This is a genomic window from Actinomadura opuntiae, assembly GCF_030283205.1.
Taxonomy (GTDB): domain Bacteria; phylum Actinomycetota; class Actinomycetes; order Streptosporangiales; family Streptosporangiaceae; genus Spirillospora.
This window is the reverse complement of record NZ_JASNWF010000010.1, coordinates 290,866-305,257: the sequence shown is the minus strand read 5'-3', so window position 1 is coordinate 305,257 and position 14,392 is coordinate 290,866. Positions and strand designations below refer to the sequence as shown.

Annotated in this window: 17 protein-coding genes; 6 read left to right on the top strand and 11 right to left on the bottom strand. The window is 71.0% G+C overall.

Features of this window, described 5'->3' with window-relative positions; genetic code table 11:
* Positions 1-108: 108 nt before the first annotated feature.
* On the bottom strand, positions 109-1,098 hold the full coding sequence (locus tag QP089_RS23555) for a class I SAM-dependent methyltransferase (protein ID WP_285914004.1): 990 nt from the start codon (positions 1,096-1,098) through the stop codon (positions 109-111).
* A 92-nt stretch (positions 1,099-1,190) separates the two neighbouring features.
* On the bottom strand, positions 1,191-1,949 hold the full coding sequence (locus QP089_RS23550) for an SDR family oxidoreductase (protein ID WP_285914002.1): 759 nt from the start codon (positions 1,947-1,949) through the stop codon (positions 1,191-1,193).
* Between the two features lie 217 nt (positions 1,950-2,166).
* On the opposite strand from QP089_RS23550, the gene QP089_RS23545 reads away from it, so the two are divergent.
* Together QP089_RS23545 and QP089_RS23540 are read left to right on the top strand one after the other, a co-directional pair.
* Positions 2,167-2,799, top strand: a complete 633-nt coding sequence (locus QP089_RS23545; protein ID WP_285914000.1) for a TetR/AcrR family transcriptional regulator — start codon at positions 2,167-2,169, stop codon at positions 2,797-2,799.
* A complete protein-coding gene (locus QP089_RS23540) occupies positions 2,792-3,682 on the top strand; it encodes a crotonase/enoyl-CoA hydratase family protein (RefSeq protein ID WP_285913998.1) in 891 nt (296 codons plus the stop codon). Before QP089_RS23545 ends, QP089_RS23540 begins: the two co-directional genes overlap by 8 nt.
* 107 nt (positions 3,683-3,789) lie before the next feature.
* Here QP089_RS23540 and QP089_RS23535 read toward each other — a convergent pair whose 3' ends face one another.
* From QP089_RS23535 to QP089_RS23520, 4 genes are all read right to left on the bottom strand, one after another.
* On the bottom strand, positions 3,790-4,740 hold the full coding sequence (locus tag QP089_RS23535; protein ID WP_285913996.1) for an NAD-dependent epimerase/dehydratase family protein: 951 nt from the start codon (positions 4,738-4,740) through the stop codon (positions 3,790-3,792).
* Positions 4,741-4,774: 34 nt separating this feature from the next.
* On the bottom strand, positions 4,775-5,368 hold the full coding sequence (locus tag QP089_RS23530) for a dihydrofolate reductase family protein (protein ID WP_285913995.1): 594 nt from the start codon (positions 5,366-5,368) through the stop codon (positions 4,775-4,777).
* A gap of 15 nt (positions 5,369-5,383) precedes the next feature.
* Positions 5,384-5,770 (bottom strand): pyridoxamine 5'-phosphate oxidase family protein, encoded by a 387-nt coding sequence (locus QP089_RS23525; protein ID WP_285914059.1) that lies wholly within the window; start codon positions 5,768-5,770, stop codon positions 5,384-5,386.
* A 65-nt stretch (positions 5,771-5,835) separates the two neighbouring features.
* Positions 5,836-6,684: a DUF6597 domain-containing transcriptional factor gene (locus tag QP089_RS23520; RefSeq protein ID WP_285913993.1), complete on the bottom strand. Its 849-nt coding sequence runs from the start codon at positions 6,682-6,684 to the stop codon at positions 5,836-5,838.
* Positions 6,685-6,958: 274 nt separating this feature from the next.
* Here QP089_RS23520 and QP089_RS23515 point away from each other — a divergent pair, with 274 nt between their 5' ends.
* Both QP089_RS23515 and QP089_RS23510 read left to right on the top strand, forming a co-directional pair.
* Positions 6,959-7,339: a VOC family protein gene (locus QP089_RS23515; protein WP_285913990.1), complete on the top strand. Its 381-nt coding sequence runs from the start codon at positions 6,959-6,961 to the stop codon at positions 7,337-7,339.
* Between the two features lie 121 nt (positions 7,340-7,460).
* Positions 7,461-7,922, top strand: coding sequence for a pyridoxamine 5'-phosphate oxidase family protein (locus QP089_RS23510; RefSeq protein WP_285913988.1), 462 nt, complete (start codon positions 7,461-7,463; stop codon positions 7,920-7,922).
* 327 nt (positions 7,923-8,249) lie between these two features.
* On the opposite strand, the gene QP089_RS23505 is transcribed toward QP089_RS23510, so the two are convergent.
* Complete coding sequence (locus QP089_RS23505; protein WP_285913986.1) at positions 8,250-9,371, bottom strand: epoxide hydrolase family protein; 1,122 nt, start codon at positions 9,369-9,371, stop codon at positions 8,250-8,252.
* Positions 9,372-9,418: 47 nt separating this feature from the next.
* Positions 9,419-10,468: an MFS transporter gene (locus tag QP089_RS23500; protein WP_285913984.1), complete on the bottom strand. Its 1,050-nt coding sequence runs from the start codon at positions 10,466-10,468 to the stop codon at positions 9,419-9,421.
* A gap of 179 nt (positions 10,469-10,647) precedes the next feature.
* Here QP089_RS23500 and QP089_RS23495 point away from each other — a divergent pair, with 179 nt between their 5' ends.
* On the top strand, positions 10,648-11,232 hold the full coding sequence (locus tag QP089_RS23495) for a CGNR zinc finger domain-containing protein (protein WP_285913982.1): 585 nt from the start codon (positions 10,648-10,650) through the stop codon (positions 11,230-11,232).
* A gap of 380 nt (positions 11,233-11,612) precedes the next feature.
* Here the strand turns inward: QP089_RS23495 and QP089_RS23490 are convergent, their stop codons facing one another.
* The 3 genes from QP089_RS23490 to QP089_RS23480 form a co-directional block, all read right to left on the bottom strand.
* The gene (locus tag QP089_RS23490) at positions 11,613-12,470 is read right to left on the bottom strand and encodes an NmrA family NAD(P)-binding protein (RefSeq protein WP_285914057.1); all 858 of its coding nucleotides are present in this window, start codon (positions 12,468-12,470) and stop codon (positions 11,613-11,615) included.
* A 147-nt stretch (positions 12,471-12,617) separates the two neighbouring features.
* A complete protein-coding gene (locus QP089_RS23485; RefSeq protein WP_285913980.1) occupies positions 12,618-13,217 on the bottom strand; it encodes a TetR/AcrR family transcriptional regulator in 600 nt (199 codons plus the stop codon).
* 236 nt (positions 13,218-13,453) lie between these two features.
* Complete coding sequence (locus QP089_RS23480; protein ID WP_285913978.1) at positions 13,454-13,627, bottom strand: hypothetical protein; 174 nt, start codon at positions 13,625-13,627, stop codon at positions 13,454-13,456.
* 523 nt (positions 13,628-14,150) lie between these two features.
* Between QP089_RS23480 and QP089_RS23475 the strand changes: the two genes are divergently transcribed.
* Positions 14,151-14,372, top strand: coding sequence for a hypothetical protein (locus tag QP089_RS23475; RefSeq protein WP_285913976.1), 222 nt, complete (start codon positions 14,151-14,153; stop codon positions 14,370-14,372).
* Positions 14,373-14,392: the final 20 nt, after the last annotated feature.

Sequence of the window (14,392 nt, the reverse complement as noted above, 5' to 3'; positions counted from 1 at the left end):
TCGCACCTGCCCTCGCACAGCTCGGACAGGCGAGGCCCGCGTTCTGTGACGACCGCCCGCCATCGGCTTCACCGATGACCTGGTGCAGACGATCGTCGAACATCGAGCCTATGGGGTCCTTCCCGCGGTACCGCGCGGAGGCACCGCGCGACCGTGGAGCGAGACGTACTCGAAGGCGGGGCCGGCCGTCGCGCCGTCGCCGTCGGGCACCGGGAGCGCCGCAGCTCGTTGCGGGTCGCTCGACTCGGCCAGGCTCAGTTCGGCCTCGACCTCCGCCTCGAACCCGTCGCCGGTCGGGGTGCTGATCTGCGCTCCATCTGGAAACTGTTCGGATGCCCGCCCGGTCGGACGTCTGGTCGCGTGGATCAGCTGCATGGAGATCTGCCCGGAGGCGAAAAGGCGGGTGAAGCTCTCGCTCTGGTGGGCCGCCAGCACGTGGGCGCGGTCGGCCCGGTGTCTGGCAGCGACGGCGGCGGCGACCCGCTCGACGCGCCGCGTCCACGACAGCGGCGCGTCGGCGGGTTGGTCGACCTGTTCGACCAGGTCGAACCCGGCACCGTCGAGCAGCTTGGTGAGCTGCGGCGAGGTGGGAAAGAGGTTGCCTTCTGGAGCCGGCCGGACCTGCGGATCTCGGGCGACCACGGCCAGCAGCCCCAAGGGCGCCCCCGGCGGCAGCACCCGGCGGATCTCGCTGAGCACGGCGCCCTTGTCGTGGACGGTGTCCAGCACACCCAGGCACCAGGCGGCGTCGACCGATCCCGCTCGCAGCGGGATCCGGTCGCCGTCCGCCATGATGACCGGCAGGCCGAACAGCCGGACGCCGGCGCTGCAGGCGGCCGGCATCGGTTCCAGCAGGATCGGCCGGACCCCGAACCGCCCGGCCGCCCACGCCGCCGGACCACCGAGACCGGCGCCCACGTCCAGCAGGACGGAGCCGGGCCTCAACTCGCACGCCTCCGCCAGCCAGGCCAGCGCGGACGGGTTCGCGCTGCCGCGGCAGGCGGCGGGGATCGCGTACCGCTCCCCGAGCCGCTCGACGGCGTCCGCCGTCCACCGTGCGACGTCATCGAACTCGGCGGCCATCGCCGATGCGGTCATGGTGGACCTCCCCCGTAAGGTCGAGTGCGCCGGCGTCCTCGACGGCGCGGCGTGCTCGCTCCGGCACCCGCGGATGTGCCGCGCTGCGGCCGTCAGCGGACGTCGGTGCTCGCCAGCCAGTCGGTGTAGGTGATCTCACCGAGGGTCGCGGCGCCGTCGTCGGGGACGAGGTCGCGCTCGTGCATCTCGGCGCCGAAGTAGTGCGCGTGCGGGTCGGTGACCACCTCGCGCGGGTCGCCCCACGCGGCCAGGGCCTTGCGGAAGAACTCGTCCATCCGGGACACCTCGGGGCCGGCGATCTGGACCCGGCCGTTCAGCGGCGCGCCCGCCGCGGTCCTGGCCACCGTCCGGGACACCTCCTCACCCGCGATGGGCTGGAAGAGCACCGGCGGCATCGGGACCGTGCCCCCGCCGGCGGCGGCCTCGTCGGCGATCCTGCGCCCGAACTCGAAGAACTGCGTCGCGTGCACGAGCGAGAACGGGACCGGCGACTCCTCGATCAGCTTCTCCTGCGCGAGCTTCGCGCGGAAGTAGCCGATGTCGGGCCGCCGCCCGGTGTTGACGATCGTCAGCGCGACGTGGTGGCCCACGCCGGCCTTCTGCTCCGCCGCCAGCAGGTTGCCGGTCGAGGTCGTGAAGAAGTTCAGCACCGCCTCGTCCTCGAAGGACGGTGAGTTGGACACGTCGATCACCGCGGACGCGCCCTCCAGAACCTCGGCGAGCCCCTCGCCGGTGAGCGCGTTGACACCGGTGTTCGGCGCGGCCGGCACCGCCTCGTGCCCGTGCCGCCGGAGCATCTCGACGGCCTTCGACCCGATCAGGCCGGTGCCGCCGATGACCACGATCTTCATGAGAACCCCTCCCGTTCGCCGGGCTGTCGGTCACCGCCCGGTCGCCAGCTAAGACAGGCCACCCCTCCGGGCTGTGACAGCTCCGCCGAAATATGCCCCGAAGCAGCGGGATCAGGCGCCACCCGTCCCGACCAGACGGTTTTGCCCGCTTCACAGTCAGGTCTGACTGTGAAAGAGTGCTTCGCAGTCAGAGGTGACTGTGAACGGAGGGGCGGCGGTGCCCAAGCGGGAGGAGCAGCGGGACGCCACGCGCCGGCGGATCGTCGAGGCCGCGGTGGAGTCGCTGGTCGAGGCGGGCGTCGCGGCGACGACGACGGTGGAGGTGCAGCGGCGCGCCGGGGTCAGCCGCGGCGCGCTGCTGCACCACTTCGCCTCGCACGAGGACCTGCTCGGGGCCGCGATCGCGCTGCTGGTGCAGCGGAACGAGGACGCCGTCCAGGAGGAGTCCGCGGCGCTGCCCAGCTCGGGTGACCGGATGACGGACGGGCTGCGGGTGCTGCGGCGGGTGCTCGGGCGCCCGTCGTTCGGCGCCGAGCTGGAGCTGTGGGCGGTGGCGCGGACGAACCCGAGGCTGCGGCAGGTCCTGCGCCGCGCGGAAGGAGAGGCCCGCCGCGACCTGTACCGGGTGATCGGCGACCTGTTCGGCCCGGAGCTGACCGCGGCGGCCGGTTACGAGCTGGTGGCCGGGCTGACCGTGCAGCTGCTGCGCGGCCTGGCGATCTCCGACGTGCTCTACCGCGAGGACGCCGACCGGGACGCGCCGCTGGAGCAGTGGGCGCGGATCGTCCGGCCGCTGCTGGCCGATCCGTCGCCCGCCCAGGGACCTGCCGAGGAGAGAGACGATGAGTGACGAGCAGACGCCGACCGTGCTGTACGAGGTGCGCGACCGCAAGGCGTACCTGACCCTGAACCGGCCCGACCGGCTCAACGCGATCGACTTCCGGATGCCGGGCGAGCTGGCGGCAGCGGTGAAGCGCGCGAACACCGACCCCCGGGTCCACGTGATCGTGCTGCAGGGCGCGGGCCGGGCGTTCTGCTCCGGCTACGACCTGAAGATCTCCGCCGAGGACGGCCAGGGCACCCAGGGATCCGGCGGCGGCGACCCGACCTGGGACCCGATCAAGGATTTCGCGGCGATGAAGGAGTTCACCGACGACTACTTCTCGCTCTGGCGCTCGCTCAAGCCGACGATCGCCAAGGTGCACGGCTTCGCGGTCGCCGGCGGCAGCGACATCGCGCTGTCGTGCGACCTGGTCGTGATGGCCGACGACGCGAAGATCGGCTACATGCCCGCGCGGGTCTGGGGCTGCCCCACCACCGCCATGTGGGTGTACCGGCTCGGCGCCGAACGCGCCAAGCGCATGCTGCTGACCGGCGACACCATCGACGGCCGCACCGCCGCCGACTGGGGACTCGTCCTGGAGTCGGTACCGCCGGACGGCCTGGACGCGCGCGTCGAGGAGCTCGCCGACCGCATCGCCGGCGTCCCGGTCAACCAGCTCGCCATGCAGAAACTGATGATCAATCAGGCCTACGACAACATGGGCCTGCACGGCACCCAGATCCTGGCGACGCTGTTCGACGGCATCACCCGCCACTCCCCCGAGGGCCGCTGGTTCCAGGAGTTCGCCGCCGCGCACGGCTTCCACGAAGCGGTGAAATGGCGCGACTCCGGCCGCTGGATCCCCGAGGGCGGCGGCCCGGTCCCCACGTCCGACGAACTGGCGGAGTGACGCCGCCGCTAACGTCCCAGTCGGTGGGTCGTCGGGCAGTGGGACCGGGCGACCGCGGCGACCGCCAGATCGCGTGCGCGCCAGGTCCGGGACGGGCGCGGGCGGCCCTAGCGGTCATGCGTCCTCAGCCAGTCGACGTAGTCCGGTACCGCGCGCTCGACGTCGTACTCCGGACGGAAGCCGGTGTCCTCCCGCAGCCGGGTGATGTCGAGGTAGTTGTCCGGCGGCCGGTCGGGGTTGCGGCCCTCCGGCAACGTGACGTTCGCGCCCGGAACGGCGGCGTTGATCGCGTCGACCACCTCGCCGAATCGCACCAGCCGTCCCGTCGAGACGTTGTAGACGCGGTGGTTCAGCCGCTCGGTGAGCATGAGCAGCGCGATGGCCCGGCCGCAGTCCTTCACGTAGCAGAGGTCCGTGGCGTCGTCGGCGTACGCGGGCGGACGGGGCGGGGTGAGATCGGGGGCCTCGCCCCAGACCGCCGCGCTGAGCAGGCGGGGAAGCGGGAAGAACGGCGAGTCGGGCAGGCCGAGCGGTCCCCAGATGGTGCCGATCCGCAGGCTCACCGTTTCGAACCCGGCACTGTCACCGGTCAGCGCGGTGAACAGTTCCGCGGTCTTCTTGAACGCGTGGATCTGGTGCGGCGCCACCGCCGGCAGCGGGGCCTCCTCACGCCACGGGACCTCGTCCACTCCCGCGTACACGCCGATGGAGCTGGCGACGGAGAACCGCCGCACACCCCACTCCCGCGCCGCCTTGAGCGCGTTGAACAGGGCGAGGGACTCGGCGCGGAGGTACTCGACCGGATCGGGATGGTCGTACCGGCCCGCCGCAAGGTGCACGACACCGCTGATCTCGTGCCGCTTCCCGATGTCGAGGAACGCGGCCTCGTCCGTGGCGTCCAGCGGCTCGACGGCGACCCGGCCGCCGGGCTCGCCGGCGAGGTACTCCGGCACCTCGACGGACCGGTGCGCGGTGAGCACGACGGATTCGCCCAGGTCGAGCAGTGCCCGGGCGGTGTGCGAACCGATGGAGCCCAGGCCGCCGGTAACGAGGATCATCGAATCTCCGTTGGTCTCTTCTGGATGGAGCCGGTCAGCGTCGGACGGTGTAGTGCAGGTGCAGCACGCGGTCGCCCTGGACCACCATGTCGGGATCGTCCAGGAGGACCGTTCCAGTGTGGCTGCCGAAGAAGCGCACTCCTTCGCCCAGCACCACCGGGGCGACGTCCATCGCCACCTCGTCGACGAGCCCGGCCGAGAACGCCTGGCCGCCGACGTCGCCCGCGGTCACGCAGACCAGTCCGTCTCCGGCGAGCTTCTTGGCGAGCGCGATGGCGGACTCGACGGAGTCGGCCGTGTGGAACGGCGCGTCGGGGAACCTGGCTTGCCACTCCTCCGGCAGCGGCCGGTGGGTGACGACGACGAGCTCGTCCCCGGCGGCGGGCACGCCCGACCAGCCGTCGGTGGTGTCGAACAGGTGGCGGCCGATCACCGTGACCTTGACGGCGTCCCAGAAAGGCTGGACGTAATCCGCAGAGGCGCGGCCGACGTTGAACTGCCATTTGTCGTTGGCGCGCACCGTCACGTCGCCATTGTTGTACCAGTCGAACAGCGGCCCGACCGTGTCGTCGGGATAGGCGATGAAGCCGTCCACCGAAACCACAGCCTGTATGACGACCCTGGCCATATCATTGGCTCCTTTTCATCCGAACTTCGGGACGCTCACGTGTTCCGGCCGCACGAGGAACGCCTCGCGGTCCTCGCGCAACGGATACGGGCCGCCGGTGTATTTGGTGAAAATGCGATCGACGATGTCCCAGCCCGCGTCGCCGCCGACCCGTTTCACGACACGGCCCCGGACGAGGGCGCTGAGGACCAGGTTCTCCCGGTCCGTCACAGAGATCGCGATGCGGTCGTCCGCGGCCAGGTTGCGGCCCTTGCGCGAGTTGGGCGAGGTGAAGAAGGCCAGGTGGTCGCCCTCGATGTCGATCATCACCGGCACCGAGTGCGGGCCGCCGTCGGGCAGGAGCGTGGCGATGTGGGCGATGTTCGGCCCGGCGAACAGCGCGCGGGCCTCGTCGTTGAGCACGGTCAATCCGGGTCCTCCGGTGATCCATCCGGCATCCCGGGGACTCCCCCGAGATCACCCCGACGCTAGGCGGAGGCCCGGTGCCGCTCTTGTACAAAACGGCCATCCTCAGGTCGGAGCATCGGGACGTAGGACGCGGCGTGATCGTGCCCGCATCCGCACGCCGCGTCCGTCTGCGCGAGAAGCTCGCCGGGCGTCACGCCGACGAGCCGGCGGCACTCGCGTCCGAGGTGCGCCTGGTCGGTGTAGCCCGTCTCCGCGGCCCACCGCGCGAGGTCGCCGTGCAGGACGCCCCGCTGAGCAACCGACGCCTGCACCCGGGCGACGAAACCCTGCAGGCGAAGAATGCGATGCAACTCCTTCACGCCCACGCCGACCGACGCCCGGCACCGGCGCCGCAACTGACGCTCGGAGATGGACAGCAACCCGGGCAGGGCGGCCGGCTTTCCTCCGCGCCACGGCATGAGGTGCCGGACGGCCTCGCTCACCAGCGGGTCATGCGCGCCGGCGGACCGCGCGACGAACGACTGGAGATGATCGAGCGCGGCCTGTGGTGTCGCCGCCTCTCCGAGCAGATCCGTCAGGCGGGTGAAACCGCGCCAGATGTCGGTGCCCGCGACGTCCTGGTCGACCAGCTCGTCGGCCGGCATCCCGGCCAGGCCGCCGAGCACACCCGGCCGCAGACGGACCCCGACGACCGTGCCACCCGCCGGGATGTCCTGGTACGTCGACGCGGTCAGCGGCCCGAGCAGCCGCGGCGTCTCACCGAGTACGCATCGCAGTTCGGCGCCACCGTGCGGCAAATGCCGCTGCGACAGCGGCCGGTCCCCTACCTGCTGGATCCATACCGATGACACCACCGCCGCGAGCACCGGTGCGGGCGCTCGCTCCACGTAGGACGATTCTCCGACCACCCGGGCCATCCTGCCGAAGTCACAGCCCACCGACCAGCCCGTTTCACCGGTGACCGCGGACACCCTCGCGCATCTCACCGCCCCGGCATCCCACTCCTGCCGCCGGCAGCCGTCCTCGGACCGAGCAGAAATCCCAGAATCAAAGCCCCTTAAGGCGGGCCCAGCATTCACATGACAATCAGAGGGACGACGTGATTTGCTTGGTCAACACTGTTCCGGGCGCACGCACTGCACGGATAAGCGTGAGACCGCGTAAGCGAAAGGACGGCCTGCCATGGAGTTCAAGCTCGAGCTCGTCCCGATCCCCGTATCCGACACGGACCGTTCGATCGCCTTCTACACCGAAACACTGGGCTTCGAGCTCGATCACGACATCACCCCTGCCGACGGCCTCCGGATCGTGCAGGTGACGCCGCCCGGCTCCGCCTGCTCGATCGGCTTCGGCGAGGGATGGGTCAACACCGCGCCAGGCTCGATTCAGAACCTGCACCTGGTCGTTTCCGACATCCACTCGGTTCGGGAAGAGCTCGCCAATCGCGGCCTGGAGATCAGCGAAGTCAATGACATGTCCGCGCCCGGGAAGCCCACCATCTCCTACGCGTATTTCCAGGACCCCGACGGCAACAGCTGGGCACTGCAGGACCTCGGCGGCTGACCACCCGACCCTCCGGCAGGCGTCCGATGCACGTTCCGCTCACCGCGCATCCCTTACTCGCCCACGAGCACGGTGCCGCGCCACGCGCGGAAATGTCGGTGGTGGTGGGCACACTGGCCTGATGGCGACATGGAGGCAATTCGAAGAGGAGGCGGCCGATCTGGCCGCGACCGTGCGGGCGCGGTTCGAGGCCGAGAAGACGCACATCCTGGCGACGCTGCGCAAGGACGGCTCGCCACGGGTGAGCGGCTCGGAGGTCGATTTCCAGGGCGCAGACCTCTCGTTCGGCTCGATGCTGCACGCGGTGAAGGCACACGACCTGCAGCGGGACGGCCGCTGCGCGATCCACGCGCATCCGGCGGACCCCGAGCACGGCGGCGACGCCAAGGTCGCAGGTGTGGCGATCGAGATCACCGATCCGGAGGAGAAGAAGGCCTCCACCACCGGCGACGAGCCGCCCGGCGACTTCCACGCCTTCCGACTCGACCTGCGCGAGGCCGTGCTGACCTCGGTCGAGGGCGACGAACTCGTCATCCGGACCTGGCGCCCGGGCGCAGGCGTCCGCACCCTCCGCCGTAAGTGACTCCGACGACCATTCGCAACGACCAAGCGACCCGCAATGCGCGCAGAATCGTCTTGGAGAGCGGGCGCGGAGTAGCTCGTGACCTGGCACGACCGGGCCGCTAAGCAGGAGTGACGGGGACGCGATGGTCACTACGCCCATGGTCCAGGACGCGCGCGCAGGTGCACGTCCACCCGGCCAATCGCCGCCGCGGCTGGTGTCCGCGTTGACCCCGAGGCGTGCGCCCGCGGTCTGTGCGGCGTGGTCGTGGGCGGGACCGACGACGCGTTCTGCCTGCGGCGCGGCCTGACCCGCCCGCGCAGGGCTGGGGCTTGGAGGACGAGGTGATCAGCGGAACAGGCGGAAGAACCCGCGCACCTGCTTGACCAGCGACTCCGGCTGCTCCAGCGCGGCGAAGTGGCCACCGTGGGGCAGCTCCTCGAACCAGCGCAGGTCGGTGAACCGCAGCTCGGCCTCCCGCCTCGACGGGCGGGTTATGTCGCGCGGGTAGACCGACAGCCCGGACGGCGCGGTCACCTTGTCCCGGAAGTTGGCGAAGCTCTCCCAGTACAGCCGCGCCGACGACGTGGCCGACGCGGTGAACCAATAGACCGAGATCTCGTCGAGGATCGTCCGCCGCGACAACGCGTCCTCGGGATGGCCGTCGTTGTCCGTCCACGCCCAGAACTTCTCGGCGATCCAGGCGGCCTGCCCCGCCGGGGAGTCGGTGAGGCCGTAGCCGAGCGTCTGCGGCCGGGTCGCCTGGATCGCCGAGTACCCCCGGCCGGTTCGCTGCATCTCCTTCTCGGCCTCGAGATTCGCCATCTCCGAGGGCGTCGGGTCGTCGAACGTGCCCGCCGCCACCGATCCCAGGTTCAGGTGCACGCCGGCGACCCGCTCGGGCGCCACCTCGCCCAGTACCCCGGACACCGCCGAACCCCAGTCACCGCCTTGCGCGCCGTACCGTTCGTAACCCAGCGAGACCATCAACGTGTCCCAGGCGCGCGCGGTGCGAGTGATGCCCCACCCGGTCGTCGACGGCTTGTCACTCCAGCCGTACCCGGGCAACGACGGCGCGACCAGGTGGAACGCGTCCGCCGGGTCACCGCCGTGCGCGCGCGGGTTGGTCAGCGGGCCGAGAACCTCCAGGAACTCGAGCACCGAACCCGGCCACCCGTGCGTGAGCACGAGCGGGAACGCGTCCGGCTCCGGTGAGCGGACGTGTAGGAAGTGGATGCCCAGCCCGTCGATCGTGTCGCGGTACTGCGGGAACACGTTCAGCCGCTCGGCGAACCCGAAGTCGTAGTCCTCGGCCCAGCTGCGGCAAAGCTCCTGCGCATACGCCAGCGGCAAACCCTGTGACCAATCGTCCACCGGCTCGCGCTCGGGCCACCGTGTCCGTCGCAATCGTTCACGCAGGTCCGCGATCTCGGCTTCGGTGATGCTGACCTCGAACGGCTCGGCGGACATGGCAAGGCTCCTTACTGGTCAAGGTGCTATCGGATCAGAATGGACCGTCATCGCGGGCTCCCACGCGTGGCGTCGGGTTCGGGGCGGCGGTCGGCGGTAGGGCGCCGGGTCAGGCTGAGGACGAGTCCGGTCAGGGGGAGTGCCGCGAGCCCGGCCGGCACCTGCCAGCCGGTGAACCGGTCGGTCAAGGTGCCGACCAGCCGCCCGGCCAGCACCGAGCAGGCGGCGGCCGGGACCAAGAGCACGCCGGCTTCCAGGGGGCCGCCCCCCGTGGCCTGCTCGATCAGGGACGGGGCGCGGAACAGCACCCCGTAGTAGCCGGCGAAGACGGTCCCGCCGATGAGCCCGGCCGCCAGGAAGCCGCGCGATGCGATCCCCCGCCGAGGCACGAACCCGTCGGGCGTGCTTCGCACGCGCCACCACAGTCCCACGGCGGCGAGCACCCCGGCGGCGGCCACGACGAGCGTGACCGGAGCGGGCAGGCCGACCGAGTGTGCCTGCAGCAACGTGATCAACGAGCCGGCGAGTACCGACAGCACGGCCGCGCCGACGATATCGAGTCGCCCGGTCGAGCCGTTTCGCACGCCGCTACCGCTCCGCGTCAGCGCGCGCCTACTCGGCAATGCGGCCAGCAGGAGGGGCAGCGCGAGGACCGGGATCGCGAGCACGGCACGCCACCCGAGCCATGCGGTCACCGCGCCGCCCAGCAGTGTCCCGCACCCCGACGCCGTCGCGCTCGCGGCCGCGATGATTCCCAGGGCGCGGATCCGTTGCCGCCCGGGAAGGGCGGTGGCCGCGGCAAAGACGGCGATCACGGTCGCGCCCGCCCCGGCGCCGCCGATCAGTCGGCCGACGATCACAACGGACAGTGTCGGCCCGGCTCCGGCGAGCGCGGAGCCCGCGGCGAGTGCCACGACCCCGGCGACGAGGACCTGGAAGGGGCTCCAGCGGACCAGCAGCCGGCCCGCGACCGGCATCGCGAGCGCGGAGGTCAGCGACCACGCGGCGAGAATCCATGCGGTTGCCCCGAACGGCACCGCGAGCGCGCGGCCGATGGCCGGCAGGGCCACCGACGGTGCTCCCAGTGCCACGTACATCGGCAGCCCCAGCATCCCCAAGGTCAGCCCCAGCCGACGCCCGTCCGGGGCGTCGGTTCGCTCCGGTGCCCGGGCCCCTCCAGACGGGATCGTCTGCGGTGTCGTCCCCCGCCACGTATGCTGTGACATGCTAAAGCTCCTTTGAGTGTAACGTTACGGGCGGCGAGGAGACACGTCAAATGCAGGATGCGTATTACAGCCCATCGGTGGTCCAGACGGCCGTCGACCTGGCCAACACCTTGAGGCCGATCAAGGGAGAGGACGCGCTCGAGACCGTGGAGCAGCTCCGGGACTTCCTTGACGACCATCCCGCGGCTGAGCCTCCGAGTTCGGCCGCGAACAAAGGGACCGGTCCGCGCCATCTCACCCGCGCCGACCTGGCGGAAGTCCGCGCGTTGCGCGAGACGGTGCGTGAGGTGCTCGAACGGGCCAACGCGGACGCGGTCGAAGCCGCGGCTCTGATCAACGACGGTCTGCGTCGCAGCCGCGCCATCCCGGTACTGCGCCACGAGGACGACCGCTGGTGGACCGAGGTGACCTCCGACACCGACCGCTGCTCGGCGCACCTTGCCGCGACTACGCTCAGCGCGCTGGCCTCCGTGATCGCCACGCTCGGTCCCGCTCGTCTCGGCGTATGTGCCGGGCCGACCTGCCGGGCCACTTTCGTGGACCTCTCGCGCAACGGCTCGAAGCAGTACTGCACCCGAGCCTGCGCGCACCGGGCCAGCGTCGCGGCCTACCGGAGCCGGCGCAGCGCGCGTTGAGCGCCGGCACCTGCCCTGCCCGGCCGGCGCCGGGGTCTCGTCCGAGCCCGCCTTCAACGAACTAGCCGACGAGGTCGTCTGCAGGACTCCACGGATCACGGTCCCCGGGAGACGGTGTTGCACAAGGTGTGGGCTGGCATCGATATCAGCAAGGAACACCATCACGCCGTGGTGATCGGCCCGGATGGGAGCGCTCACTGTCGCGGCGGATCCTTAACGGAGAAGCCGGGCTGACGCAGCTCATCGCACAAGTCAGCGAGTTCGGCTCCGAGGTCGTCTGGGCCGTCGACATCATCAACGGTGGCGCCATCCTGCTCCTAGCGCTGTTGGCCGCGCGCGGGCGCGGCCGGCGTGCCGGCGTTGGGACCTGCGGCGCTGACTCAGGCGGTGACGCGGTCGGTGAGCAGGTCGGCGACCGTCCGTGGTTCGCGGCCGAGGAGTTCGGCCAGGAGCGGGTCGGTTTCTGCGAAATGGCCACTTCGCGCGGCCTCGAAGAACGGCAGCAGCAAGCGGGCCATGGACTCCGGCATGCCGGCCGCGACATGGTCGGCGATCCACTGCTCGTCGTCCACGACGACTCGCCTGATGTCGCGGCCGGTGATCTCCGTGGCGATCGTGGCGATGTCGTCGAAGGTGACGGCGCGGCGGGCAGTGAGCGTGACGGGACCGTCGAACGGGCGCTGCCCGGCGAGGATGATCGCCGCGGCCTCGGCCTCGTCGGCGCGGTCCGTCCACGAGACGGGGCCGTCCGCCGGCGCGGCGATGACTCCTGTCTGCCGCCAGGGGCCGAGCAGCCAGTCGAGGCTGTGGGCGTAGAAGCCGTTGCGCAGCGAGGTCCAGGCAGTTCCGGAGTCCGCGAGCAGCGCCTCGGTGGCGGCGTGTTCACGCGCCGGGGCGAACGGACTGTCGCTGCGCACGTTCTGGTGACCGGTGTACAGGATGCGCCGGGCGCCCGCCGCGACCGCGGCCTCGATCGCCGTGCGGTGCAGGCCGACTCCGTCGCCGTGGGGGTCGTTCTGGGACACGAGCAGCACTTGATCGGCGCCCTCGAACGACTCACGCAACGCGGCCGGGTCGTCGTAGGAGCCACGCCGTACGCGCACGCCCCGGTCGGCGAAGTGCTGTGCTTTGGCGACGTCGCGGACGCTGACGCCGATCTCGTCTGCGGGGATGCGCTTGAGCAGGTGCTCGACGGTGGCGCCGTTGAGGGCGCCGGTCGCGCCGGTGATGACGATCATGATCATGCCCTTCTGTCGATGTTTCGCGCTGGACCGCGTGGTCGGACGCCGAAGCGTTCGGTGGCCGCCAGGACGTGTGCCGAAGGCGAGGGACAGCCGGTCGGGCCGCGGCCGTCCACGCGGGGGCGAGGACGGCGATGCGCCGCCTCACCGGCGCCGTAGCAGGGGCAGGAGGATGTCGTCGACGAGGTGAGCGAGGAATCGTTGATCGCAGGGCTCGCCGGCGAAGACGAGCCGGTGAACGATGACGGCCGGGGCGATCTCGGCGAACAGCCCGGCCGCTCCGGGCACCAGGTGTTCGCCGCTCTCGGTCGCACTGCGAAACGGCTGTTCGGTCATCATCGCCCCGTCGCGGCGCAGGATCCGCCGCATGGCCGCGGCGAGCTCCGGGTCGCTGCGCATGCCCGCGAACAGGGCGCCGAGCAGCCCGACCTCCTGTTCACCGATCTGTCGCGCCAGCCACCGCACGAGCTCCAGCAAGACCTCGCGAAGATCACCCGTCCAGGTGACCGGTGGAGTGTCCACCGCGCGGCGCTCGACCGCCGCGGCCACCAGCGCGGCCTTGCCGGCGTAGCGCCGGTAGACCGTCGGCTTACCGACCCCGGCCCGGGTCGCGACCGCCTCGATGGACAGCTGGTCGTACCCGACTTCGGTCAGCAGACGCAGCGTCGCGTCGAGTATTGCGACGTCACGGCCGCTGTCACGCGGCCTGCCCCGCGTCAGCGAACCCTCACCCGCCCCTGACACACCGACCCCTCATTTACGAAACGGAACTGGCACGTAAAGAAAATAGGGCCGGCGGGGGAACCGGTCAAGCGCGGCTTCGCCGCACACCTGCGGGGGACGACCGGCCACTCACTTCTCAGGAGCGAACCGGTGCGGCGCCGGAAAGGCGCTCGCCTCGCTCGGCGGTTCACCGCCGACGTTCTGGACGCGCTTTCTCCGCGCGCTCGCGGAACCGCACGTGAAGGCCCTGGACCGGCTCAGCGGCCGAGGAAGATCGGGTTGGTGGGGGCGGCCATCGAACCGTCCGGATGGCGGACCTCGGCGCGGACGTACGGTGACACGCGTGGCGTCGCGTGCCAGGTGGCCGTGCCGACCGGGCCCTCGAACACTTGGCCCTCGTCGGTGAACAGGCGGATCACGCCCGCGGCCACGCCCTCCGACCATACGGACACCTCGACCGGAAGCGGACCGGATGAAGCACGTCCTGGAGGTGGATGAGCCGGTGAACGACACGCCGCTCGCCTCGCACTGGCCCCTGCTTTCGCACTGACCCGGTGTCCAGTTGTTGCCCCACCCTCAGAGGAACCCCGGGCGGCGCGGTGGTGCCGTAACGGGCCACGCGTGACGACCCGTCAGTCCGAAACCGACCTTGGAGGTCGATCACTGGCCCGGCACCAACCTCACCGCACTCATCGCAGGCCCCTGGCCCTACGGCCCCACCCACCTCATCGAGACCGACGGCCCCCGACCGCTCCCCCAGCACCCCGTGAGGATGCTGTCGGTACAGCAGGCCGGCGCCGAGCTCCACCAACCGCCGACGAGCTAGGACACTGAACTGGTGCGGGCCTCGGATGAACTCCTAGGCCGCACCAGGTTTGCCTCCGCTACCTATAACCGCAGCCGGCACACGGGTGCCCCCGCCGAACGCGGTCAGCACCAGCGGTCGCGGGCGGCATGCTTGCGGCCGTCGTGCTGCCGCGGCTTGCGGCGATGGCGATCGCCGCCCCTCTCGTACCCACGACCCTGGCGGGGCACGCCTTCTGGGAGCTCGAGGACCCGATGGCCCGCAAACTCCAGCGCATCCAGTTCCACAAGAACGCGGCCCTGATCGGCGGCCTGCTGTACGCCGCGCTGGCCGAGAACCGCGGCGCGCACCGGGCGGCTCAGGAAGCCTGATGGCGCGGACGGCGGCGCGG